This window comes from Ruegeria denitrificans (assembly GCF_001458295.1).
In the GTDB taxonomy this organism is placed as follows: Bacteria; Pseudomonadota; Alphaproteobacteria; order Rhodobacterales; family Rhodobacteraceae; genus Ruegeria; species Ruegeria denitrificans.
The window spans coordinates 373,122-395,647 of record NZ_CYUD01000002.1 but is presented as its reverse complement, the minus strand read 5'-3'; the positions used below and the strand labels follow the sequence as shown (position 1 = coordinate 395,647).

Annotated in this window: 27 protein-coding genes; 11 read left to right on the top strand and 16 right to left on the bottom strand. The window is 56.8% G+C overall.

The annotated features are described in order from the left end of the window. Positions 1–127: 127 nt before the first annotated feature. Entirely contained in the window at positions 128–967 is an 840-nt protein-coding gene (locus tag RUE5091_RS04770; RefSeq protein WP_058280725.1) for an EamA family transporter, read from the top strand. Positions 968–1,031: 64 nt separating this feature from the next. Further along, the gene (locus RUE5091_RS04765) at positions 1,032–1,802 is read left to right on the top strand and encodes an alpha/beta hydrolase (protein WP_058280724.1); all 771 of its coding nucleotides are present in this window, start codon (positions 1,032–1,034) and stop codon (positions 1,800–1,802) included. An 18-nt stretch (positions 1,803–1,820) separates the two neighbouring features. Here the strand turns inward: RUE5091_RS04765 and RUE5091_RS04760 are convergent, their stop codons facing one another. The 5 genes from RUE5091_RS04760 to RUE5091_RS04745 form a co-directional block, all read right to left on the bottom strand. After that, entirely contained in the window at positions 1,821–2,102 is a 282-nt protein-coding gene (locus RUE5091_RS04760) for a hypothetical protein (RefSeq protein ID WP_058280723.1), read from the bottom strand. Positions 2,103–2,439: 337 nt separating this feature from the next. Beyond that, complete coding sequence (locus tag RUE5091_RS23045) at positions 2,440–3,117, bottom strand: DUF2971 domain-containing protein (protein WP_131726272.1); 678 nt, start codon at positions 3,115–3,117, stop codon at positions 2,440–2,442. A 106-nt stretch (positions 3,118–3,223) separates the two neighbouring features. Beyond that, positions 3,224–4,291, bottom strand: coding sequence for a serine hydrolase domain-containing protein (locus RUE5091_RS04755; RefSeq protein WP_058280722.1), 1,068 nt, complete (start codon positions 4,289–4,291; stop codon positions 3,224–3,226). Positions 4,292–4,358: 67 nt separating this feature from the next. Next, positions 4,359–6,317 (bottom strand): DNA topoisomerase IV subunit B, encoded by a 1,959-nt coding sequence (gene parE, locus RUE5091_RS04750; protein ID WP_058280721.1) that lies wholly within the window; start codon positions 6,315–6,317, stop codon positions 4,359–4,361. Between the two features lie 128 nt (positions 6,318–6,445). Then, entirely contained in the window at positions 6,446–7,279 is an 834-nt protein-coding gene (locus RUE5091_RS04745) for a class I SAM-dependent methyltransferase (RefSeq protein ID WP_165590751.1), read from the bottom strand. Between the two features lie 135 nt (positions 7,280–7,414). Here RUE5091_RS04745 and RUE5091_RS04740 point away from each other — a divergent pair, with 135 nt between their 5' ends. The 3 genes from RUE5091_RS04740 to RUE5091_RS04730 all read left to right on the top strand — a co-directional run bounded on the left by RUE5091_RS04740 (position 7,415) and on the right by RUE5091_RS04730 (position 10,541). After that, the gene (locus tag RUE5091_RS04740; RefSeq protein WP_058280719.1) at positions 7,415–8,023 is read left to right on the top strand and encodes a peroxidase-related enzyme; all 609 of its coding nucleotides are present in this window, start codon (positions 7,415–7,417) and stop codon (positions 8,021–8,023) included. Positions 8,024–8,158: 135 nt separating this feature from the next. Then, complete coding sequence (gene ppk2, locus RUE5091_RS04735; protein ID WP_058280718.1) at positions 8,159–9,082, top strand: polyphosphate kinase 2; 924 nt, start codon at positions 8,159–8,161, stop codon at positions 9,080–9,082. A gap of 106 nt (positions 9,083–9,188) precedes the next feature. Continuing rightward, the gene (locus RUE5091_RS04730) at positions 9,189–10,541 is read left to right on the top strand and encodes an MATE family efflux transporter (protein WP_243470712.1); all 1,353 of its coding nucleotides are present in this window, start codon (positions 9,189–9,191) and stop codon (positions 10,539–10,541) included. Positions 10,542–10,547: 6 nt separating this feature from the next. On the opposite strand, the gene RUE5091_RS04725 is transcribed toward RUE5091_RS04730, so the two are convergent. Both RUE5091_RS04725 and RUE5091_RS04720 read right to left on the bottom strand, forming a co-directional pair. Next, complete coding sequence (locus RUE5091_RS04725) at positions 10,548–10,949, bottom strand: hypothetical protein (protein WP_058280717.1); 402 nt, start codon at positions 10,947–10,949, stop codon at positions 10,548–10,550. Between the two features lie 13 nt (positions 10,950–10,962). After that, positions 10,963–12,165, bottom strand: a complete 1,203-nt coding sequence (locus RUE5091_RS04720) for a pyridoxal phosphate-dependent aminotransferase (protein ID WP_058280769.1) — start codon at positions 12,163–12,165, stop codon at positions 10,963–10,965. Between the two features lie 90 nt (positions 12,166–12,255). Between RUE5091_RS04720 and RUE5091_RS04715 the strand changes: the two genes are divergently transcribed. The 3 genes from RUE5091_RS04715 (at position 12,256) to RUE5091_RS04705 (ending at position 13,477) form a co-directional block, all read left to right on the top strand. Further along, positions 12,256–12,648, top strand: a complete 393-nt coding sequence (locus tag RUE5091_RS04715; RefSeq protein ID WP_058280716.1) for a helix-turn-helix domain-containing protein — start codon at positions 12,256–12,258, stop codon at positions 12,646–12,648. Continuing rightward, positions 12,645–12,902 (top strand): succinate dehydrogenase assembly factor 2, encoded by a 258-nt coding sequence (locus RUE5091_RS04710; protein ID WP_058280715.1) that lies wholly within the window; start codon positions 12,645–12,647, stop codon positions 12,900–12,902. The genes RUE5091_RS04715 and RUE5091_RS04710 overlap by 4 nt, the downstream gene beginning before the upstream one ends. A 77-nt stretch (positions 12,903–12,979) precedes the next feature. Further along, positions 12,980–13,477 carry a MarR family winged helix-turn-helix transcriptional regulator gene (locus tag RUE5091_RS04705; RefSeq protein WP_370731918.1) on the top strand — a complete coding sequence of 166 codons (498 nt, stop codon included), beginning with the start codon at positions 12,980–12,982 and terminating at the stop codon, positions 13,475–13,477. Here RUE5091_RS04705 and RUE5091_RS04700 read toward each other — a convergent pair whose 3' ends face one another. From RUE5091_RS04700 to RUE5091_RS04690, 3 genes are read right to left on the bottom strand one after another with little or no spacing between them, the layout of a single operon-like run. Then, the gene (locus tag RUE5091_RS04700) at positions 13,478–14,200 is read right to left on the bottom strand and encodes a DUF1194 domain-containing protein (RefSeq protein WP_058280714.1); all 723 of its coding nucleotides are present in this window, start codon (positions 14,198–14,200) and stop codon (positions 13,478–13,480) included. Then, entirely contained in the window at positions 14,197–14,901 is a 705-nt protein-coding gene (locus RUE5091_RS04695) for a DUF1194 domain-containing protein (RefSeq protein ID WP_058280713.1), read from the bottom strand. The genes RUE5091_RS04700 and RUE5091_RS04695 overlap by 4 nt, the downstream gene beginning before the upstream one ends. Beyond that, positions 14,898–15,326: a VOC family protein gene (locus RUE5091_RS04690; RefSeq protein ID WP_058280712.1), complete on the bottom strand. Its 429-nt coding sequence runs from the start codon at positions 15,324–15,326 to the stop codon at positions 14,898–14,900. The genes RUE5091_RS04695 and RUE5091_RS04690 overlap by 4 nt, the downstream gene beginning before the upstream one ends. A gap of 175 nt (positions 15,327–15,501) precedes the next feature. Between RUE5091_RS04690 and thyX the strand changes: the two genes are divergently transcribed. Next, positions 15,502–16,413 carry an FAD-dependent thymidylate synthase gene (thyX, locus tag RUE5091_RS04685; RefSeq protein WP_058280711.1) on the top strand — a complete coding sequence of 304 codons (912 nt, stop codon included), beginning with the start codon at positions 15,502–15,504 and terminating at the stop codon, positions 16,411–16,413. A gap of 158 nt (positions 16,414–16,571) precedes the next feature. Here thyX and RUE5091_RS04680 read toward each other — a convergent pair whose 3' ends face one another. Next, positions 16,572–16,778, bottom strand: a complete 207-nt coding sequence (locus RUE5091_RS04680) for a cold-shock protein (protein ID WP_010439113.1) — start codon at positions 16,776–16,778, stop codon at positions 16,572–16,574. 215 nt (positions 16,779–16,993) lie between these two features. Here RUE5091_RS04680 and RUE5091_RS04675 point away from each other — a divergent pair, with 215 nt between their 5' ends. Both RUE5091_RS04675 and RUE5091_RS04670 read left to right on the top strand, forming a co-directional pair. Beyond that, positions 16,994–17,311, top strand: a complete 318-nt coding sequence (locus tag RUE5091_RS04675; RefSeq protein ID WP_058280710.1) for an ArsC/Spx/MgsR family protein — start codon at positions 16,994–16,996, stop codon at positions 17,309–17,311. A gap of 41 nt (positions 17,312–17,352) precedes the next feature. Continuing rightward, positions 17,353–17,721, top strand: coding sequence for a hypothetical protein (locus tag RUE5091_RS04670; RefSeq protein ID WP_058280709.1), 369 nt, complete (start codon positions 17,353–17,355; stop codon positions 17,719–17,721). Between the two features lies 1 nt (position 17,722). On the opposite strand, the gene RUE5091_RS04665 is transcribed toward RUE5091_RS04670, so the two are convergent. From RUE5091_RS04665 to thrS, 5 genes are all read right to left on the bottom strand, one after another. Next, positions 17,723–18,250, bottom strand: coding sequence for a DoxX family protein (locus RUE5091_RS04665; RefSeq protein ID WP_058280708.1), 528 nt, complete (start codon positions 18,248–18,250; stop codon positions 17,723–17,725). Next, positions 18,247–19,008, bottom strand: coding sequence for an HvfC/BufC family peptide modification chaperone (locus RUE5091_RS04660; protein ID WP_058280707.1), 762 nt, complete (start codon positions 19,006–19,008; stop codon positions 18,247–18,249). The genes RUE5091_RS04665 and RUE5091_RS04660 overlap by 4 nt, the downstream gene beginning before the upstream one ends. Further along, positions 19,005–19,862: an MNIO family bufferin maturase gene (gene bufB, locus RUE5091_RS04655; RefSeq protein WP_058280706.1), complete on the bottom strand. Its 858-nt coding sequence runs from the start codon at positions 19,860–19,862 to the stop codon at positions 19,005–19,007. The genes RUE5091_RS04660 and bufB overlap by 4 nt, the downstream gene beginning before the upstream one ends. A gap of 70 nt (positions 19,863–19,932) precedes the next feature. Continuing rightward, positions 19,933–20,235 (bottom strand): BufA1 family periplasmic bufferin-type metallophore, encoded by a 303-nt coding sequence (locus tag RUE5091_RS04650; protein WP_058280705.1) that lies wholly within the window; start codon positions 20,233–20,235, stop codon positions 19,933–19,935. Positions 20,236–20,457: 222 nt separating this feature from the next. After that, the gene (thrS, locus tag RUE5091_RS04645; protein WP_058280704.1) at positions 20,458–22,416 is read right to left on the bottom strand and encodes a threonine--tRNA ligase; all 1,959 of its coding nucleotides are present in this window, start codon (positions 22,414–22,416) and stop codon (positions 20,458–20,460) included. Positions 22,417–22,526: the final 110 nt, after the last annotated feature.

Sequence of the window (22,526 nt, the reverse complement as noted above, 5' to 3'; positions counted from 1 at the left end):
CCATCGAACTCAACGAACAAAACCTGACCGCACTCTTCAATAACGCGTTGTGATCGGCTGCACTCTGTTAGAATAACGTAGCCGGTCCGTTATTCGGACCGGTTTTTCCCCTACGAAAGGTTCGGATGTGACCCTGTTTGTCATTGCCATCATTTTGACGGCGGCGGTGTTGCACGCGGTTTGGAATGCAATTGTCAAAACCGCAGCTGATCGGACAACCACTTTGGGTCTGGTGGCCTTGGGGCACGTTATTCCGGCAACGGTCATGATCGTGTTGCTGCCCCTGCCAAGTGCCGAAAGCTTTACATATATTCTGATCTCAACCGTGGTGCATTTCGGCTATTATTTCATGCTTGGCAAAGCCTATCAGCACGGAGATCTAAGCGTCGTATACCCGATTGCCCGCGGCATCGTCCCTGCGCTTGTATCGCTTTGGGCCATGCTGTTAGTGGGCGAGGTGCTTCCGCTGCAAGCCTGGGTTGGGATTGCACTGATTGCAGTTGGTATCCAGCTCAGCAGTTGGAAGGCATTGCGGTCGGGTGTAGGGCGTTGGGCCCTTGGATTTGCACTGGGCACGGGTTTCTGCATCTCGATATATTCGGTTGTAGACGGTATCGGCGTGCGCTTGTCCGGCAATACCCTAAGTTACTGGGCCTGGGGTGCGTTTCTGCATCTGTTTATCGCCGGTTTTGTCGGTATCCGGCGAAGGAAATCTCTGGCTGAACTTCCTGCCAAAGTGTGGGTGATCGGTATTCTGGGCGGGCTTGTTTCGATGACAGCGTATGGTCTGGTGCTCTATGCTAAGAACTTCGCACCGCTGGGCGCGGTATCAGCCCTGCGGGAAACCTCGGTCATTTTCGCCGCACTCATCGGGTTTGTTTTCCTGAAGGAGGGCAACTGGATGCGGCGGCTTGGTGCTGCGGTTCTTATGGCCTTTGGTGTCGCGCTGATCGGTCTTGCCGTCTGATACGCAACCTTGCTGATGGTGCCTATGATCTCTCATAGTGATCAGAGATAAGGGAGACGTTTTCGTGACCAAAGAGATTGTTCTGATCCACGGGGCCTTTGCCGGGCCGTGGTGCATGGAGGATTACGCAGAGTTGTTCCGCGCTAAGGGCTGGACGGTTCACACCCCCGCGCTGCGCTATCACGGTGGGGACCCCAAGGTCGAACCCGATCCGCGCCTGACGGACACCAGCGTGATGGACTATGTCAACGATATCGCAGACTTCGTGCAGGGGTTGGACAGTAAGCCGGTTCTGCTGGGGCACGCCATCGCCGGCGTGGTGGCGCAGCAGGTGGCCTCACGCGGGTTGGCCAGCGCCATCGTCCTGATCAACCCGAACGCACCGTGGGGCACCTTGCCTGAAACCGACGATGAACGCGCCATCCCCCGTGCGTTGATGGAGGGCGGGGCGTTCTGGAAACAGCCCATGCGGGTCGAGTTCGACCTGATGGCCCCCTTCGCGCTGAACAAAATGCCCGAGGCGCAGCAGCACGCAGTGTTCGACCGTTTGGGCGCTGAAAGCGGGCGGGTGATGTTTGAGATGTTTTTCTGGATGTTCGACGATCACCACGCGATGAAGGTTGATATCGACAAGGTCGACTGCCCGGTGCTGGTCGTCTCAGGCACCGAGGATCGAGCCGTGAACCCCAACACATGCCGCGCCTTGGCCAAGCTGTACGGAGACCGCGCCACCTTTTTGCCCGTCGAGAACCACGCGCATTTCCTGTTTATGGAGCCCGGCTGGGAACGGCCCGCCGCGCAGATCGCGGACTGGCTGGACGGGAAGGTGGGCTAGCGCGCCCAACTTATGGGTTCAGTTATTGGTCGAGAACGTACTCTGCGGTTTCCATTTCAGGGTACCATCGCTTTCGCGGTGACAGCGCAGCAGGCGCTCCTGAATCGTGCTGACCGTCTGAGTGACCGTGTTGTCGCCGACCAGCAGAACAAAAGCGTCCTGCGAATAGGCCATGCCGTTATAATAACAGAACCGCGTCTCGGCCCCGTCCGGAATGGGGGATGCTGTGCTCAAGGTCTGCTGCGCACTCGCTTGGCTGGCCAGCAGCGCAAAGGCCAGCCCAAGGGTTAGTGTTTTCATGTCGTCCTCCCGTTCGAAAATCTGTTCGTCAAATTGGGTCTTGGACGCTCGGAACCTCAAATGTCGTTCTTGAATGACGGTTTGAGAGTAAGTGTGAACGAGATCAACGGGTTAGGCAAGGGGTGTGTTTGTGGGACGCTTGTGGGGAGATCCTGCACCATCCACCCAATGCATTGTGCAAGGCATCACGCACACGCCCAACCCGCCCCTTTGGGCGGGCGGGTTCTGCGCCAGCCTACGGTCTGGACATGATGTTTGGTCGATTTCGTTTATGAGAAATACACCTAAATTTTTTCAAACATTTCAAATGATGAATGCAAATAGCATTCTTCGTTTGCTATTTCTGTAGTTTTTGGGATCTTTGTTTAACGATTTTAAAGTCGCGAAATGACGCTCTAGCGGTGCTTATTTCAACGCCATCATAGCCATTCAGTGCTTTTTGGAATTGAGAGGCAGTTAAATGCGATCTCGCACCGATGATAATTTCTCTAAGCCTTAGCCCATCGTTAAATGACTCGAAGAACAAATTTGCTCCTCGAGCCTTCAATTTCTTCTGATGGCACGTCAACTCGACGTAGCCTCTCCACTCATTTTCATATTGCCAATGTTTGCTTTTTGTCTTTTGAGAAAAATCCAGCAAAGTTTTCAGCTCGGCATCGTTTTCAAGAGCCCGCCGGTCGAAATTGACAAAACTATCGACATAATCAATTGGAACAACACCGCCCAAAACATCAAATCCGAAGCAAACACCTAAGTGATTGCTAGCGTAATGACCCCACATCGTTGGGTGATTCCACTCACTGCTAAGTGAGATAAAACCATGGCCCTGCGAAAACTGATCGATGGTATCACGCCATGCTTTTCGTATGTCTCGATTGTTACCGAAATCAAACGGCGTCATCTCGAATATATCATTCACTTCGTTGGGGAATGATAACTTCAATTGACGCCTTGCAACGATTTCTAGAGCAAAGTTTGGTCCCGTGTAATAGTAGAGACGTTTTGTTTCATTCAAACATCCAACTCCTCCACAAACCGCGCGTTCTCTTGAATGTATTGAAACCGCAGTTCGGACTTATTGTTCATTAGGTGCATGATCTTCAACGTGGTCAATCCTGACCTCACCTATTCAATTTATTAATTCTATACAATGCGTTATGCAGCGACGTAAACGCCTCACTGGGCTCAGCAGGAGAGGCGTTGAACAGGATGGCGACGGTCTCTCCGTCCGAAAACTGGAAGACAGCTGTAAACAAGCCCCGGACGCCGCCCCAGTGGGTCAGGTGCTGGCCGTTTTCTTCCGGCCACACATGCCAGCCCGACGCGTAGAAATCACTTTTGTCGTCCTCTAGGGCCGTCGTCTCGAAAACAGGTTGCGGGGTCGAGGCGAAAGTCCAGATTGCCTCGGCTGTGCCAATTGCCCCTCCGGCGATGCCGAGCCCCAAAATCCAGTTCTGAACCTCGTCAGAAAGCAGAACGCGGGTCCAGCCGTCGCTGCCGTATAACCAATTCGCCCCGGCAGGCCCCTCGAGATAAACGTCGGCGACCTGTTGCAGGCCGTCTTCGATGTCCGATCCAAGGGCACTGGTCAGCAGGTCGGTCAGAAGACAGAAGCCGACATTCGAGTACGCGGTCCTGGTGCCCGGCGCGTGATCCAACGGCATGGTTTGCCAAACGGTTTGGGCCACTTCGGCGCAGCTGGCCGACCAATCCAGGCCAAGCCGTTCGGGCGCAAAGATCGGATCGAAAGTGATATCTTTGTCGAACCCGCCGGTATGCGCCAAAAGCTGCCGCGCCGTTATCTGTGCAGCTTGCGGATCATGGGGTGGGGGCAACTCGGCAAGTTCGGCTATTAGCCGGTTCAGATCGATCTGGCCGCGTTTCTCGGCCTCGATCAAAGCTCGGGCAGCAATGGGTTTGGTGAGAGAGGCCAGGCGAAACGGCTGGTCCGGCGTCATGGGCGTGTTCAGTATCGGGTCAGACACGCCGAAAGGTACAATCTTGGGATCTGCACCCAAAGGGCCATAAGCCAGAACGGCCCCGGGAATATTATGACTCTGCAGAAAAGATTCGACGATGTCTTCGACAGTGGCTGGTTCACGGCTGCGTTCCACGAACATCACAATCACACCCGCAAGAACAAGAATACCTGCTGACCAGCGAAGCCTTGCCTTACGTGATCGGAACATTTGACCTCTGCGCTGATTGAAGAACTACAATATCGCTGTCTCGATGAACTTTTTGCGTTCAGCCGTCTTAAACGTCCAGTTCTTCAACAAAACGCGCGTTCTCTTGAATGTACTGGAAGCGCAGTTCGGGTTTTTTACCCATCAGGCGCTCGACCAGATCGCCTGTCTCGCCGGGTTCGTCCTCATCAATGGTGACGCGGATCAGTTTGCGGGACGCAGGGTCCATCGTGGTCTCTTTCAAGTCCTTGGCGTCCATCTCGCCCAGACCCTTGAAGCGCGAGACGTCGATTTTGCCCTTGCCGCCCAGACCTTTCTCTAGCCACTTGTCGCGTTCGGCTTCGTCCAGGCAATAGACGCGTTTGGCACCTTGGGTCAGTCGGTAGAGCGGCGGGCAGGCCAGGTACAGGTGGCCCGCGTCGATCATCGGGCGCATCTGGGTGAAGAAGAACGTCATCAGCAGCGCGGCGATATGCGCCCCGTCCACATCCGCGTCGGTCATGATGATGATCTTGTCGTAACGCAGGTCGTCAACGTTGAATTTGGTGCCTAGGCCCACACCCAATGCCTGTGTCAGGTCGTTGATCTCGGCATTGGTGCCCAGCTTGGAACTGGCCGCGCCCAGCACGTTTAGGATCTTGCCGCGCAGGGGCAGCAGGGCCTGTGTTTTGCGGTTGCGGCCCATCTTGGCGGAGCCACCGGCCGAGTCACCCTCGACGATGAATAATTCCGTGCCGTCGCGTGTTGAACTAGAGCAGTCCACCAGCTTGCCGGGAAGACGAAGTTTCTTAGTGGCGGACTTGCGTTGTGTTTCCTTCTCGGCCCGTCGGCGCAGGCGTTCCTCAGACCGCAGGATGAGGAAGTCCAGAATGGCGCCGGCGGATTTCGTGTCCGCGGCCAGCCAGTTGTCAAAATGGTCGCGGACCGAATTTTCGACCAGTCGCTGCGCCTCGACCGTGGCCAGACGGTCTTTGGTCTGACCGACGAATTCGGGTTCGCTGATGAAACACGATACTAGGGCGCAGCCACCGGTGATCAGGTCGTCACGAGTGATCTGCGCAGCCTTTTTGTTGTTGATCAACTCTCCATAAGCTTTGATTCCTTTCAGAACCGCAGCCCAGAATCCCGCCACATGGGTGCCACCTTCAGGCGTGGGGACGGTGTTACAATAGGACTGGATGAACCCGTCGCGCGACGGCGTCCAGTTGATGGCCCATTCGACCTTGCCGGGGGTGCCGAACTTCTCGTTAAAATCCACGGTTCCGGCAAATGGCTGCTCGGCATAGGTGGACGAGCCGTTCATCGTTTCCTTCAGGTAATCGGACAGGCCACCGGGGAAGTGGAAAGTCGCCTCGGTCGGGGTTTCCCCGTCGTCGATGGCGGATTTCCAACGGATTTCAACGCCCGAGAACAGGTAGGCCTTCGAACGGATGGATTTGAACAGTCGTGCCGGTTTGAATTTGTGATGGCCGAAGATCTCGACATCGGCGTGGAAAGTCACTGTGGTGCCGCGCCGGTTGGGGGCTGCGCCGACCTTTTCCACCGGGCCCAACGGGATACCGCGCGAGAAACGCTGTTCAAACAGCGTCTTGTCCCTCGCCACTTGCACGACCATCGAATCCGACAGCGCATTGACTACCGACGCCCCCACACCGTGCAGACCGCCCGAGGTCTGGTACGCCTTACCCGAAAATTTACCGCCCGCGTGCAGGGTGCAAAGGATCACCTCCAACGCCGATTTGTCGGGGAATTTGGGGTGCGGGTCGATCGGAATACCGCGCCCATTGTCGCGCACGGTCAGGGCGTAGTCTGCGTGCAATTCGACCTCGATCCGGTTGGCATGACCTGCCACTGCCTCGTCCATCGAGTTGTCGAGGATTTCGGCCACCATATGGTGCAGTGCACGCTCATCAGTGCCTCCGATATACATACCGGGGCGTTTTCGGACCGGTTCCAGACCTTCCAGGACCTCAATCGAAGAGGCGTCGTAGGTGGTGGTCGCACTGGGCGTCAACAGATCGTCGGGCATCGGGGCTGCTCTTGTTTTTGGGTTAGGCCCATTATGGCAGGTGATGTGGTCGGGGGGAAGAGGGGCGCGAGGTGTTGTGGATGTTTGGTTGCAATCTTGGTGGGTGACCCCCATGCACGAAGCCGAAGTTATTCCGGTTTTTCTGCCGTCAAGCGTACCCCGCCGATCCGCCTTTGCTTCACGTCGCTGACAAATTGCGCGTACATTTTTAGGAACGTATCGCCCTTGGATGGATTGCCGGCGCGCTCGGCCTCGGCATCCAGTGTTTGATACATGCTGAGCCGACGCGCCAGAATTTCACCCCAGGAGGCCGTTACATCGCCCGCCGAGACAACCATAAACCCCGCTTTTTCCAGCTGGGTTTCGTATTCGGGGATGCTCAGCAGGGACTGGCAGGCAAAACGTTGGTGGTACAGCTCCATCTCATCGGCGGGCAGGGGCGTGTGCATTACCCAGTCCGTAAAAGCAAATCGGCTGCCGGGGCGTAGAACGCGGAACACTTCGGATAGGGCTTTGATCTTGTCGGGGATATGCAGAAAAGATTCCTGACTGACGGCGGCATCGAATTGCGCACTGTCAAACGGCATGTCCATCGCGCTGCCCAGAATCGGGTGAACCTGATCCTGCAGTCCGACAAGGGCGTTCAGTTCCTTAGCGCCGTCAACGCGGTTGGGGCTGATATCAAGGCCGGTGACGTCAACGTCGCGTTCTGTGGCGTACCACCGCGCTGGCCCGCAAAGCCCGGCACACACATCCAGAACACGGTCGCCGGATTTCATCCGGGCCTTGTCCGCCAGCCGGGCGTTGGCATTCAAACCGTCATAGTGATCCTGATCATAGGGGTAGAGCTCTTGCGGAGTTACATCCTTCAGCGATCCGCGTATGCCTGTCAGCTTTGTTAGTATATGCGGCGCGGAAATTGGGTGGTTGGCATAGAACTCGGTAACAGTTTTCTCCGCCATTTCCATAAGAAGCTCCTTTACTTGCGCTGTGACAACTTAGCCTGACATGGTGGGGTGATCCAGTTTCGTATCAAAAAGACACAAAGGCGAAATTGGTTATGTGACGACACGATAGGACAAAAGGACAAGGACCCTATGAGCTGGATTAAGACTGTTCCCTTTGACGAAGCGACGGGCAAGCTGAGGAAACTGTACGAGCGTGTCACCGGGCCGGATAACAACGTGGACAACATCATGATGGCGCATTCTTTGCGACCCCATTCGATGGAAGGCCATATGGCACTTTACAAGAACGTCCTGCATCACTCGGCCAATAAAGTCCCGAAATGGTTTCTTGAGGTGCTGGGGGTTTGGGTTAGTTCCCTGAACCAATGCAGCTATTGTGTCGAGCATCACTTTAGCGGGTTGCAACGGTTGCTGGGGGACACAGATCGGGGCGATGCCATCCGCGCCGCGATTGAGGCCAGCACACCGAAAGCCGCACCGCTGGACAACGCCCAGATCGCTGCCATGTGTTATGCGCGCAAGCTGACCGAAGCGCCTGCGGAAATGGTTCAGGCTGATGTTCGCGCCCTGCAGGATGCCGGGTGGGACGATGGCGAGATTCTCGAGATCAATCAGGTCTGCGCATATTTCTCATATGCGAATAGAACGGTTCTTGGACTTGGATGCTCGACCACAGGCGATGTTCTGGGCCTGTCGCCCAACAACTCGGATAACCCGGCGGATTGGGGACATAGCTAGATATCTGCCGAAGCGTGTTGAACATCGTTAGTGGTAAATTTCCTACGGTGCGGGTCAAAAACTTGACCCGTATCAAAGCGAAAATCCGCGCCTTTTGCTAGACGTATCCGCAGATAGTGAAAAAGGAAAAATTGAATGGAAGCTGCGGCACAAATTGAACAAAATCAACGTTCTGTTAAAATTGTCCCAACACCCAATTCTGAGCCATCGCAACCCAGCCCCGAGCGTATCCGGCAAGCCTTCGAAAGCGGCAAATACCCCTATGACCGCAAGATGGCGCGCGGCAAGTACGAAGCGCAGAAAGCGCGGTTGCAGGCCGAATTGCTTAAAGTGCAGCTTTGGGCACAAGAGACAGGGCAGCGTTTTGTTCTGCTGTTCGAAGGGCGCGATGCGGCGGGTAAGGGCGGTACGATCAAGCGGTTCATGGAACATCTGAACCCCCGGCAAGCCCGCGTTGTCGCCTTGAACAAGCCGACCTGGGAAGAGAAGGGTCAGTGGTATTATCAGCGCTACATTCAAGAGTTGCCGACAGTTGGTGAAATGGTGTTCTACGACCGCTCTTGGTACAACCGTGCGGGCGTTGAGCGGGTTATGGGGTTTTGTTCGCCCAACGAGTATCTGGAATTCATGCGGCAGACGCCCGAGTTGGAACGGATGTTGGTGCGCTCAGGCATTCAGATGTACAAGTATTGGTTCTCGGTCACGCAGCCGGAACAGCAGCGCCGTTTCAAAAGCCGGGAAACCGACCCGCTGAAACAGTGGAAGCTGTCGCCCATCGACAAGGCGAGCCTCGACAAGTGGGACGATTACACTGAGGCCAAAGAGGCGATGTTCTTCTATACCGACACCGCAGACGCGCCTTGGACCATCGTTAAGTCGAACGACAAGAAACGTGCGCGTCTGAACTGTATGCGCCACTTTCTGTCGACGCTGGAATACCCGGACAAGGATCACGATATCGTAGGCCAGCCTGATCCTTTGATCGTTGGGCAGGCGCATCACGTTATTCATCAGTCGGAACATATTCTGGGTAATTCCCTGCATCCTGACGCACGATGAACCAAGCGGCGAGTTGCCGGCGTCATTAGTCTCACCTTGAAATTTCAATGATCCCCTCTTGTACCGGCCTCTGGGCGGGCATAAGGCTGATGAAATGAACAAGGTAATGACATATCGCGCCCACTTCCGGGCTATTGCAGTGCTAGGCCTGCCGCTGGTTGGCGGCCATCTGGCGCAGTTTGCCATTGGTTTGACCGACACGATCATGCTCGGCTGGTATGGGATCGAGGCGTTGGCCGCCGTGACGCTGGCCAGCAGCTTTTATTTCGTGCTGTTCCTGTTTGGCGGCGGTTTTGGTCTGGCGGTGATGCCCATGGTGGCGACTGCGGCCGCCGAAGAGGATGAGACCAGCATTCGCCGCTCGACCCGTATGGGGGTGTGGCTGTCCTTGCTGTATGCGGTGCTTGTCATGCCTTTGCTGTGGTGGTCCCACCCGATTTTGATTGCCGCAGGGCAAGATCCGCAAGTGGCTGAAACCGCATCGCAATATTTGCGCGTCGCGGGATGGGGTCTGTTCCCGGCGTTGGTGGTCATGGTGCTGAAATCCTATCTGGCGGCGTTGGAGCGGACACAGATCGTATTGTGGATCACCGTGACGGCTGCGGTCGTCAACGCGCTGACCAACTATGCGCTGATCTTCGGCAATTGGGGCGCACCCGAACTGGGTGTGATGGGGGCGGCGATTGCCTCGGTCGTGACGCAGATGGTGTCATTGATCGCGGTCGTGATCTACGCCGTGCGCGTATTGCCCGAACACAACCTGTTCCAACGGTTCTGGCGCCCGGATTGGGAGATGCTGTACAGCGTGCTGCGTCTAGGCATTCCCATAGGGTTTACATTGCTTGCCGAAGTATCGCTGTTCGCCATGTCCGCCTTCATGATGGGGTGGATCGGGCCGGTGCCGCTGGCGGCGCATGGGATTGCGCTGAACCTCGCCTCGGCCACGTTCATGGTGCATCTGGGGCTGTCCAACGCGGCCACGATCCGGGCCGGTAACGCGCTGGGGCGCAAAGATCGCCCGCATCTGGAAAAAGGCGCGAGGGCGGTGACCGTGATGTCTCTGCTGGTATCTGTTCTGACGATTATCTTGTTCGTGACCTGCGCCGAGCCACTGATTTCCATATTCGTGGAACCCGCCGATCCGCAGCGTCCTCAGATACTGGCCATCGGAACCGGCCTGCTGGCAATGGCCGCTCTGTTCCAGTTGGTCGACGGGGCGCAGGTGATTGCCCTGGGCCTGTTGCGCGGATTGCAGGATGCCAAGGTCCCAATGGTAATGGCCGGGCTCAGCTATTGGGTGGTTGGGATTCCGGCGTCGTACTACTTTGGCTTTATACAGGGGATGGAGGGTATCGGCATCTGGCTGGGCCTTGTGCTGGGGCTCGCCTGTGCGGCTGTCCTGCTGATGGCGCGATTCTGGACGCGTTCAGTCCAAACCGTTGGGGTGCCTGCAGAATAACCGCAATTAGCCATTACTTAGACGATCCGCTTTTTTGCGCACCAGTACAGTGCGCAGATCATGCATCGCCAGCAGCAACCGGTCGGTGACATCCTCAAGCTGTTCATCCGTCGCCTTGGACTGCGCCCATTGCGTGGTCAGGTTCAGGTGGTCGACCGCGCGATGAATATCGTCGATATCCCGTTGCGCCAACAGCGCTTTGCGCGCGTCCATCCAACGCGCGATTTCCGCCTGATCTTCAGTAGTTAGCGTGCGCTGACCCTGTGGCTTCACCTCGCCATTGCGGATGTTGATGACCGCGATCTGATCCATCTCGATCCGCCGTTGGCGGTTTTCGGTGTCGATCCGAAAAACCGTCGCGCCATTCTCACGGACACGAAAGTAATATTCGGGCAGTTCTGCGGTCATCAGGGCCTCCGGATCAGGTCAGGGACGCGCAAAAGCGCTGGATGCGGGTGCAGGCTTCGGTCAGAGCCTCGTCCGAGGTCGCGTAGCTGACACGGAAATTCGGCGACAGGCCAAAGGCCGCGCCGAACACAACGGCCACGTCGGCCTCTTCCAGCAGGGCGGTGGCGAAAACCTCATCCGAGTCGATCTTGGTACCCGCCGAAGTGGTCTTGCCGATCAGGCCCGCAATGGACGGATAGACATAGAACGCGCCTTCGGGCGTGGGGCAGGTGATGCCGTCGATCTGGTTCAGCATGTCGACCACCAGATTGCGGCGACGTTTGAACGTCTCGTTGTTGGGGGCCAGAAATGCCTGCGTTCCATTCAGCGCCTCGACCGCCGCCCATTGGCTGACCGAGCAGGGGTTCGAGGTCGATTGCGATTGTATCTTGCGCATCGCGGCGATGATCTCGACCGGCCCTGCCGCATAGCCAATCCGCCATCCGGTCATGGCATAGGCTTTGGATACGCCGTTGCACGTGAGCGTGCGGTCATACAGCCTCGGTTCGACCTCGGCCGGGGTGCAGAATTCGAACCCGTCGTAGGCCAGATGTTCGTACATGTCGTCGGACATGATCCAGACGTGCGGGTGGCGCATCAGCACATCGGTCAACGCCTTCAGTTCCGCACGGCTGTATCCTGCACCGGTTGGGTTCGAGGGTGAGTTGAAGATGAACCACTTGGTCTTTGGCGTGATCGCTGCCTCAAGCTGTTCGGCGGTCAGTTTGAAGTTGTTCTCCAACGTCGTCTCGACAACAACTGGTGTCCCACCGGCCAGCAGAACCATATCCGGGTAACTGACCCAGTAGGGAGCGGGGATGACCACCTCATCCCCGTCATTCATTGTTGCCATAAGCGCGTTATACAGCGTCTGCTTGCCTCCGGTCCCGACCGAGATCTGCGCGGGCGTGTAATCCAGCCCGTGATCGCGCTTCATCTTGGCGCAGGCGGCCTGTTTCAGCTCTGGAATGCCATCGGGCGCGGTGTATTTGGTCTTGCCGGCGGCGATGGCCGCGACGGCCGCGTCCTTGATGTTTTGCGGCGTGTCAAAATCGGGTTCACCCGCACTCAGGCCGATCACGTCCCGTCCGGCGGCTTTCAGGTCGGCCGCTTTGGCCGTCATCGCGATGGTTGGTGATGGTTTTACGCGTGACAGTGTCGCAGACAGGAAACTCATTGGGGCCTCGGTTTGTATGTTCAACCTGTCTGTCATAGGGTGCGCCCGAATGACGATCAAGCCGTATGAAAAATAGAATTGGAGACCCCGATGGACGACGAAAAAGACTGGTACAGCCCAGAGGCAGCGACATTCGGGGATCGGCTGGCGGGCGCGCGCGAAGCAGCGGGTATGACCCAGACTCAGCTGGCGCGGCGGCTGGGTGTCAAAAAGGCGACTATTGCGGCGTGGGAAAATGATCTCTCTGAACCGCGCGCCAACCGTTTGTCGATGATGGCGGGAATGATCAACGTTTCGATCATGTGGTTGCTGACCGGCGAGGGCGAAGGTATGGACGCACCCGTCGAAGACGGCGAAGCCAATATCGAGCTGGCGGATGCGGTGGCCGAGCTGCGCGCGATCCGGGGCGAGATGCGCGCCAGTGCTGAACGGGCCGCGCGGCTTGAGAAAAAACTGCGTTTGATGTCGGAGCAGGGCACGTGACCGAAACACGGGACGTCAGGATCAAGCGCATGCAGATGCGGTCGATGCGTCGCGGGATCAAAGAGATGGATTTGATCCTGTCGACCTATGCTGAACGCAATCTGGAAGCGATGGATACAACTAGTCTGGATCAGTTCGACGCGTTGCTGCACGAAAACGATCAGGACCTGTATCAATGGGTAGCGGGGCAGGTTCAACCGCCCGAGGGTTTCGCAAGTCTGATTGCTGATATCGCACAGACCTTTCAAAAATAAAGAAAATCCGGCTTAACCGATTCTTGGGATTTTCGATTCATTCTGCCTGAAACAGCGCGACTGAATCGGAGGATCGGATGAGTATGGAAATGCAGGTCTCCGCGCCGGAAACCAAGGGTTTCATGACCAGTTATCTTGAGGCGCTCGCCTTGGTCGAGCGGCTGCACCGGCTGTTGCTGGACGTCATCAAGGATGAGTTCGAGCGGGTGGGGGTGCTTGAGATCAACGCCGTTCAGGCCCTGTTGCTGTTCAATATCGGCGATCATGAAGTGACGGCGGGCGAGTTGAAAAGCCGTGGTTATTATCAGGGCAGCAATGTCAGCTACAACCTCAAGAAGCTGGTTGAAATGGGCTATATGCACCACCAGCGGTGTGAGATCGACAGGCGTTCGGTCCGGGTTCGGCTGACGCCGCGCGGCCGCGAGATTCGGGATATCGTGTCCGAGCTGTTCTCGCGCCATGCCGAAGGGCTGCAAACCCGAGGCGTGCTTGGGCTTGAGGGGATTGACGACATCACAACCTCTCTGCGCCGGGTTGAGCGGTACTGGACGGACCAGATCCGGTATATCTACTGATCAGGGGAGGACGAACGGGCCAGCGTCTGACAAGATCAGCCCTTCCAACTCTCGTATCAGCTTTCGGGTCATGGCGTCCTCGTAAGCGTCAAACCCCAGGGCGACCTCGACAAAGGCGTCTGGCCCCAGAATGACCCAGGCATTGTAATAAGCAGATAGCTCTCCAACCTGCACATAGCGTTTATCGCCATGGCTGGGATCATCCGCGCCGATAACAAGCCCATTGATGGTGATAGCTGTAGGTAGCAGCGCGGTCTTAGCCTCGCGCGGGTGGGTGCCGAGATTGTGTTTGCCATCTCCGGAAAGGTCGAGTGTACGTTTCCAACACTCTGTATGATCAGACAGCAGGTCGGCCCCGAATAGCATCGCTGAGCCAACAGCCGTGCCTCGCGGGGCTGCACTGCGTTTGGTTCTGTTCAACAGAGCGGCGATTTTTCTAAGATCGCTGACTGATCGTATGGCGGTCCAATCCAGCAACAGGCGTTGATGGCCGGGCTCGCTCCACTCGAAGATAGCCAGGCGCATTGGCGCCGAAGTGTCCGAAAGGATTATCTGCACCACTTCGGGTCGTTGCAACGCCGCAGCCAACCCGTCCAGTTGCAACCGGTACTCGCGGCTGTCTACGGACCCGGAAACATCCAGTCCCAGCGCCAAAGCCTGCCGACACTCTGCCGCGGCCGAACCGGAAGCCAAGGTGAGGATAATCGACAGAAGCCTTATCATTTGATGGACGGGTCCTGCAGAGAGCCGATTTGCAGCCCTGTAAGTTCGCGTTCTAACTTTCGTCGCATGGCGCGTTCGAAATCCTCGAACCCCTGCGCGACTTCTAGAAAAGCGCCGGGCCCGTGCAGAACGTTGTTTTCGAAATAGGGAATCAGAAGCAGCTCACCCTCGAAATCGGCGGCATTGATGACCAGGCCATTGACCACAATTCCCTCGAACGGAAAGTGGCGATAAGCGGATGCAGGCTGAAAACCGTCGTTATTTGCACCATCCCCGGACAGGTCGATGATCTGAAACAGACAAGGTGGTGCTCGCTGCATCAGGGTCGCGCCAAAAGCCAAAGCTTGCCCCATTGCCGTAGCCGAATTTTCGTCAGATCGAACCGATTGCTGAACGATCTCTGCCGCCGTTAGCAAATCAGCATGCGTGTTGATCATGGTCCAGTCCAGGATCATGCGCTGGGTTGAACGGCTGCCCCACTCGTACACAGCCAATGCCACCGGCATGGGAGAGGAAAAGAATGCTTTGGTCACCTCGGGTGCGATCAGGGCGGCCGCCAGGCCCTGCCGCTGCAGGGCATCCTCATTTGCATCCACCGAGCTTGATATATCCATAGCCAACGCTAGGGCCAGACGACAAGTTTCGGCCCGAAGCGGACTGGCCAGTCCGGCCAGTCCCAGTGCTGTCAGCCAGCGGATCACCAGTGCCCGGTGCTTTCCATGCTGGCCCAAGGCTCGACGGGTTCCAGCGCGTTGCCGTTTTGTAGCAGCTCGACCGAGATATTGTCGGGCGAGCGCACAAACGCCATCCGACCATCGCGGGGCGGGCGGTTGATCACCACACCATTGTCCTGCAAGTGGTGGCAGACCTCATAAATATTGTCGACGCCATAGGCCAAATGCCCGAAATGCCGACTGTCGCTAGGAAGCGCGTCGTCTCCATCCCAATTGTGGGTCAATTCGATCGGACGATCCTCTTGCCCCGGAGGTGCCATAAAGATCAGTGAAAACCGCCCAGAGTCACTGTCGTAGCGGCGGGTTTCCTTCAGGCCCAGCAACTCAAAAAAAGCCATCGACTTCTCCAGATCCTTCACGCGGATCATGGTGTGAAGATATGTCAGCCCCATTGTGGCTTCCTTTCTGTTCAGGTGATGGGCTGCAGCTTAGCGCGCCGAAATAGCGTGTCGAGGGGCAGGGCGGACACAATTTTAAAATTGAGCCGTTGGGTGCACATGTCGCGGTTCCGGTCAGGGAATTGCCGATATATAGTGGTGGGCGACTCATTGCTGGAAAGGAACTTTCATGCCGCTGTCCTCTGACCAACTGGCCGAGATCGAAGCGCAACGGGCGCAATCGCATCCAACACGCCGCGTTGTGGCCGCGGGTATGGAAGATCACCTCTATACCGCCCATCAGGTGCTGGACCACGGCTTTGTACGCGTGATCGACTATATGGGTGACGACGCGGCGATCTGTCAGGCGGCGCGGGTGTCATACGGCAAGGGCACCAAATCGGTTCAGAATGACGAAGGCCTGATCCGATATCTGATGCGCCATTGGCATTCGACCCCGTTCGAGATGTGTGAAATCAAACTGCACGTCAAACTGCCTGTCTTTGTTGCCCGGCAGTGGATTCGTCACCGGACGGCGAACGTGAACGAGTATTCCGCGCGCTATTCGATTCTGGATCGTGAGTTTTATATCCCCGCGCCCGATCACGTGGCAGCGCAGTCCGAGGTGAACAATCAGGGACGGGGCGACGCCCTGCAAGGGGAAGAAGCGGCCCGCGTTCTGGAAATGCTCAAAGCCGACAGCGCGCGGTGCTATGACAACTATGAGGCGATGATCAGCCAAGATGGTCAGCAGGGTCTGGCGCGCGAACTGGCGCGGATGAACCTGCCCGCGAATATCTATACGCAGTGGTATTGGAAGGTGGACCTGCACAACCTGTTCCACTTCTTGCGCTTGCGCGCGGATCCACATGCGCAGTACGAGATCCGGGTCTATGCGGATACCATGTGCAAGATCGTCGCTGACTGGGTGCCCTTCGCCTACAAAGCATTCGAGGATTACCGGCTTGGTGCGGTGAACCTTTCGGCTCAGATGGTCGACAGCCTGCGTCGGATGCTGGCAGGTGAAACTGTCACGCAGGAAAACTCGGGCATGACTGCACGGGAATGGCGCGAGTTCGAAGCGGTCATTCGCAAAAGCTGATCTCGCGAATTGCACAGTATTGTGATGGAAAAAAAACTAAAGCTCTCGCGCCTAAGTTGACCCGGCGCGAGGGTAAGGTTTCTAACCTTTGAGTATTGGTCAACGGCCGGAAATTGGCCGTTGGCCTGTTTTGATCACCCGCAGCATGCGGGACTGTTTTACAGTGGCTTTAAATCAGATGCCATTTGTCGGCCGTCGCGTCCGTCTTCCAACTCATACGAGACTTTCTGATTGTCAGCGAGCCCGGTCAGACCGGACCGTTCAACGGCCGAGATATGAACAAATACGTCCTTGCCGCCCTCATCAGGGGCAATAAACCCGTAGCCTTTCGTGGTATTAAACCATTTCACGGTGCCAGTTGGCATTTCCCGTGTCTCCTTCTACTTACGCGTTGTCCCACATAATTGGTGGGGGCAGTGATTGACGTCGCCGCAATTGATCACCGTATCGCCTTAACGATACAGCGCTAATTGCGAGTTTCGTCTTTTTCAACATTGCACGGTGAAGTAAAAAATCAAGAATTTCTGAAACGAGCAGGCAAATTTGCTGAAAATTGAACCAGATACAGGAGACACCTCAAATGCGTCTATATGGCTTGAAAAATTGTGATACGTGCCGCAAGGCATTGAAATCATTGTTAGATGTTGAGTTTGTCGACGTTCGGGCTGATGGTGTGCCCCAAGTTGTGCTGACGCAGGCGCTGGAGCGTTTCGGCGAGGCTTTGCTCAATACTCGTTCGACAACCTGGCGTGGAATGGACGATGCGCAACGCGCGCGACCTCCGCTGGAACTGCTGACAGATCACCCGACTCTGATGAAGCGACCCCTGATCGAGCAAGACGGGACCCTGTATCTGGGCTGGACCGCGGAAACGAAGGCAGGGCTTGGCGTTGCGTGACCGGATGCCTATCTGAAATGACGCAAGTTAGAGGGTTTTGAATGCGCAACGCAGCTATGATTTTGGGCGTCATCGCCGGTATGATCGGGATGATCGTGGGCTTTTTCGGCTATGGCTATGTCGAGCTGATCGACCGGTTTGGTGAGATCGACGGACTGGCCGAGCAAGTGGAAAACGCGCAACTCATACAGTTCGCATCGATTATCGCACCGCTGTTGGCCATTGCAGGTGGTGCAATGGCCCATGCACGGGCCCTAGTCGGAGGGGTGTTGTTGCTGATTTCAGCGGCCGGGATGTATTACGCCTTTGGCTTTAACGTATTCACCATGTTCCCGGTGGCGTTTGCGGCCGTGGCGGGCCTCCTTGGGCTGGCCGCGGGTAAACCAGACGAGCCCAAGGCGCATTTCTAGATCACTTAATGCGCAGGATGCGATCAACGGATAGCGGACCTGCGCCGTTGATCACGATGACCAGCAACAGGAAAGTCCACAGGGTCCGTTGATCAAGAATGTTCGGAGCGGCGGTAAACCAGTTGCCCAATGCTGCGCCGTGACCAGAGACATCCACGATGGTCTGCACCCAGATAAAACCGATCATCCCAATGGCCGCAAAGCGCGACAGCAGGCCGATCAGGATCAGAGCGGGCAGCAGGAATTCGGCCCAGGTACCGGCTACAGCGATGGCCCAGTGGAAAATGCCCAATTGCGAGCTGTCATAGCTGACGGCTTCCATGGCTTTGGGGAAGATTTGAACATAGGCGCCGTCGGACGGAGAGAGGAACCCGAAAAACCCGCTGCCCAGTTTGGTTTTGGCGGAATTCCAGTAGTACACCAGCAATGTTGCCGCAAAGACCAGCCGAGCCAGGGTTGGTGTCAACCAGCCAGAGGTCATCTCCAACCGTCCCAGGGTGTTGTTGTGCAATGAGATCAGGGCAGTCATGTTGCCAGCCTTTCGATAGTCACAGAGGTTATTGCGCCGCCCTGTAAAAGCAGCGCCAGAGTGGCCCCAAGGTCAAATTCGGGGAATTGTGCTGCCGTTTCTTCAAACGCGTCGCCTATGGTTTGCCCGGCCTGAAGGCCTGCGATCCAATGCGCGCCACCAGCGGGCAGCAGATGGGGAGCTGGGTCATACTCGACCCGGGTGATCAGAACGTCTTCGGCGCCAGGTCCGGGTTTGGGGGCGCCGTCTTCGGTGTTGAACCGCCAGATCGAATAAATCGGCCAGTCCGAGTGCAGAACCTGCATCGACGGGACAAAACCCAGACGGGCGCGCATGATGTCCTCTGGCGGGACGGCCAGAGCATCCGCCGAGGCCGGTTCGCTGTCAGCCGCGTGGTACGAACGACGCAACGCCAGCTCTAACCGCGCCACGTCTGGCAAGTAACCAATATGCGAAAGCTGTTCCATCCCGGCCATAAAACCGGGGAATTCCTCGCCATAAAACATCATCAAGGGTGAAGAAGGGGGATGTTGGCGCAGGAAAATACCTGACAAACCATCCATGTTTTGCGCCCCTAGCAGTTTGGTGATGACCGGAAAGGCTTGGTGCATCGCCTCAGTCAGCGATACTGCCACGTTGTTGCGATACACGCTGAACCGCCGTCCGGCGGGATGCGCATCAGCGTCCAGTAACCCTTCGGGAATGGCGGCTGTCGGATCCAGCAACGCAGTGTGAAAGATTGCTTGCGAAACGCTCATACCGGGACGCGGTCCAGGGCCGCCTGCGCTCGGTCCGCTTCGGCCCGCAGTATTGGCCAATCGGGCACGTCCGTGTCCCATTCGATCAAAACCGATTTCGGTCCGGACCGTTCCAGAACATAGTCTAACAAGGCCCAGACCGGATCGACGACTTCGCGCCCATGGCTGTCGATCAGCAAAGGATGGCCGTGGTCGTCTTCATCTTCATCATGTCCGCCGAGATGGATTTCCCCCACTTTCTCTAATGGATAGGCGTCGATATAGCCTTGCGGTGAGAAGTCCAAATTGGTCGCCGATACAAAAACGTTGTTGACGTCCAGCAGCAGGCCGCAGCCGGTACGGCGCGCAATTTCGCGCAGGAAATCGGGTTCGGACCAGGTGCTTTCTTCAAACGCCAGATAGCTGGACGGGTTTTCCAACAGCATTTGTCGACCGACGGTTTCCTGAACCTGATCTATATGCTCGCAGATACGCGCCAGCGTGGCGTTGGTATAAGGCAGCGGCAGAAGGTCGTTCAGAAAATGGCTGTCATGGGTCGACCACGCCAGATGTTCCGAGAAACTGGCCGGGTTCAGCCAGCCGATAAGGTGTTTCAGCCGTGCCAGATGATCAGGGTCCAATGGGCCTTCGCCACCGATAGACAGGCCAACGCCGTGAACCGAGATCGGAAATTGTTCAGAAAGGTGGCGTAACTGGGCCAGCGGGCGGCCACCGTCGCCCATATAGTTTTCGGCGTGAATTTCCAGCCATTCAACCGGCTGTGCGTGTTCAAGGATTTGTGCGAAATGCTGCGGTTTGTACCCTACGCCCGGTGCCGGAGGCAGGCGGTTTGACAGGAGTGTGTCATCCAACATTTGGCAGCTCCTCGTTCTAGAAATAAAGGGCGGGCAAAGCGGCCCGCCCCCTGACTGGTTTAGGCCAGACTTATGCCGGCAGGTCGCGGTCTTGGGCTTCCAGCGAGCCTTTGCGTGGCGAACCGTCTGCCTCGGCCGGCAGTTCGATATCGGCGCAGGTGCCTGCGTCAACCAGAGTCCATGCGTTGCCCTGATAGTCTACCGTCGAGGTGCCCGCGCAGGTTGTGCCGGGGCCAGCGGCGCAGTCGTTCTGACCGGCCAGTGAAATGCCATAGCATTTCTCTTTGGCTTGTGCGGTGGCAGTGGTGGCTGCACCCGAAACGGCGGCTGCGACTGCGGTTGCGATAACCAGTGACTTTGCTGTGTTCGACATCTCGGTAATCCCTTTTGATGACTGCGTATGTCTGCTTGTGACAATGACAAAGGTAGTGGCTTGGGGGCCAGAGTTGAATTCACGAGCCCGTGTCTCACAAGCCCGTCAGGGTGCACGATGCACTCTTGAAGGTTAACATACTGTTTTTGAATAAGAAAAGGGAAAATATTTCAATTCGGCCCCAAAAGCGGGGCCGAATTCATGGCTAAAAGATGCCTAATGTTACAGCAAGTCTGGCGGTGTCGCGTCCCGCGAAAGCTCAATTGTTACAGCCTCAAGCGATTGAACCTGCGTTTGTTTTTCGCCCAGACGGCGAACACTGACGGTGCGCTCATCGACCTCGCGGTGACCGACAGCCAGAATGACCGGAACTTTGCCGACAGAATGTTCGCGGACTTTATAATTGATCTTCTCGTTGCGGATATCGGCTTCAGCACGGACACCGGCGGCTTTGAGCGTCTCAACCACTTCGGCCACGTATTCATCCGCGTCGGATGTGATCGAGGCGACGACGACCTGACGCGGGGCCAGCCAGAACGGCAGCTTGCCTGCGTGTTCCTCGATCAGGATGCCGATGAAGCGTTCGAACGAACCCAGCGTTGCCCGGTGCAGCATGAACGGACGGTGTTTGGCTCCGTCGGCACCGACAAAGCTGGCATCCAGCCGCTCGGGCAGGTTGGGGTCGACCTGCAGTGTGCCGCATTGCCATGTCCGGCCGATCGCGTCGGTCAGAGTGAATTCCAGCTTGGGCCCGTAAAACGCGCCTTCGCCTTCGAGAAGCTCATAGTCATAACCGGCGGCTTTACACGCATCGCCCAGCGCCTTTTCGACCAGATCCCAACTTTCATCCGACCCAATCCGTTTTTCCGGGCGGGTGGACAGTTTGATCGTCCAATCGTGGAAGCCGAGGTCAGCATAGACCTTGGACAGGAAGGCGATGAACTTGGCGGTCTCGGATTCGATCTGATCCTCGGCACAGAATATGTGGCCATCATCCTGCGTGAAACCGCGTACCCGCATGATGCCATGCAAGGCACCCGAGGGCTCATACCGCGCACACGATCCAAACTCGGCCATGCGCAAAGGCAGGTCGCGATAGGACTTCAGGCCCTGATTGAACACCTGTACGTGGCAGGGGCAGTTCATTGGCTTCAGCGCGTTGATCGCCTTTTCGCGAGCATGCTCCTCGTCCACTTCGACGATGAACATGTTTTCCTGATACTTGTCCCAGTGGCCCGAGGCCTCCCACAGTTTGCGGTCGACGACTTGCGGCGTGTTGACCTCGACATAGCCGTCCCTCTCCTGCATCCGACGCATATAGTCCTGCAAGGTGGTGTAGATTCTCCAGCCGTTCGGATGCCAGAATATCTGGCCGGGGGCCTCTTCCTGCATGTGGAACAGGTTCATCTCGCGGCCCAGCTTGCGGTGGTCGCGCTTGGCGGCCTCTTCCAGCATGTGCAGGTGGGCTTTCAGTTTTTCCTTGCCGGTGAAGGCAACGCCATAGATACGCTGCAGCATTGCGCGGTCGCTGTCGCCGCGCCAATAGGCACCGGCGATGGACATTAGCTTGAACGCATCGCCCGGAACCTGACCGGTGTGCTGCAGGTGCGGCCCGCGGCACAGGTCCTGCCAGTCGCCGTGCCAGTACATGCGCAGCGGTTCGTCACCGGGGATGGCTTCGATCAGTTCGACCTTATAGGGCTCGTTATTCTGCGTGTAGAAATCGATCGCGCGCTGACGGTCCCAGACCTGCGTTGTCACGGGATCGCGCTTGTTTATGATTTCCTTCATCTTTTTCTCGATAAGGCCCAAATCTTCGGGCGTGAACGGTTCCGCCCGGTCAAAATCGTAATACCAGCCGTTTTCGATGACGGGGCCGATGGTGACTTTGGTATCGGGCCAGATCTCCTGCACCGCGCGGGCCATGATGTGCGCCAGATCGTGGCGGATAAGCTCATTGGCCTGAACCTCATCCTTCATGGTGTGAATGGCAATGTCGGAATCGTCTTCGATGGGCCACTGCAAATCCCAGTGCTGGCCGTTCACCGTGGCCGAGATGGCCTTTTTTGCCAGTGAGGTCGAGATATCGGCAGCCACCTGCGCGGGCGTTACGCCTGCGTCATAAGAACGTGCATTGCCATCGGGAAAAGTGAGTGAGACGGATTTTGCATCCAGGGCCATATCGGCTCTCCTCGTCGGTTTGGCGCCCACTGAACGCCCGGTTGCGGGTTATGTGTGTCTGGCCCATGTGGCAGGCGCAGCAAAACCTGTCAAGTGTCGATGGGCGTAAG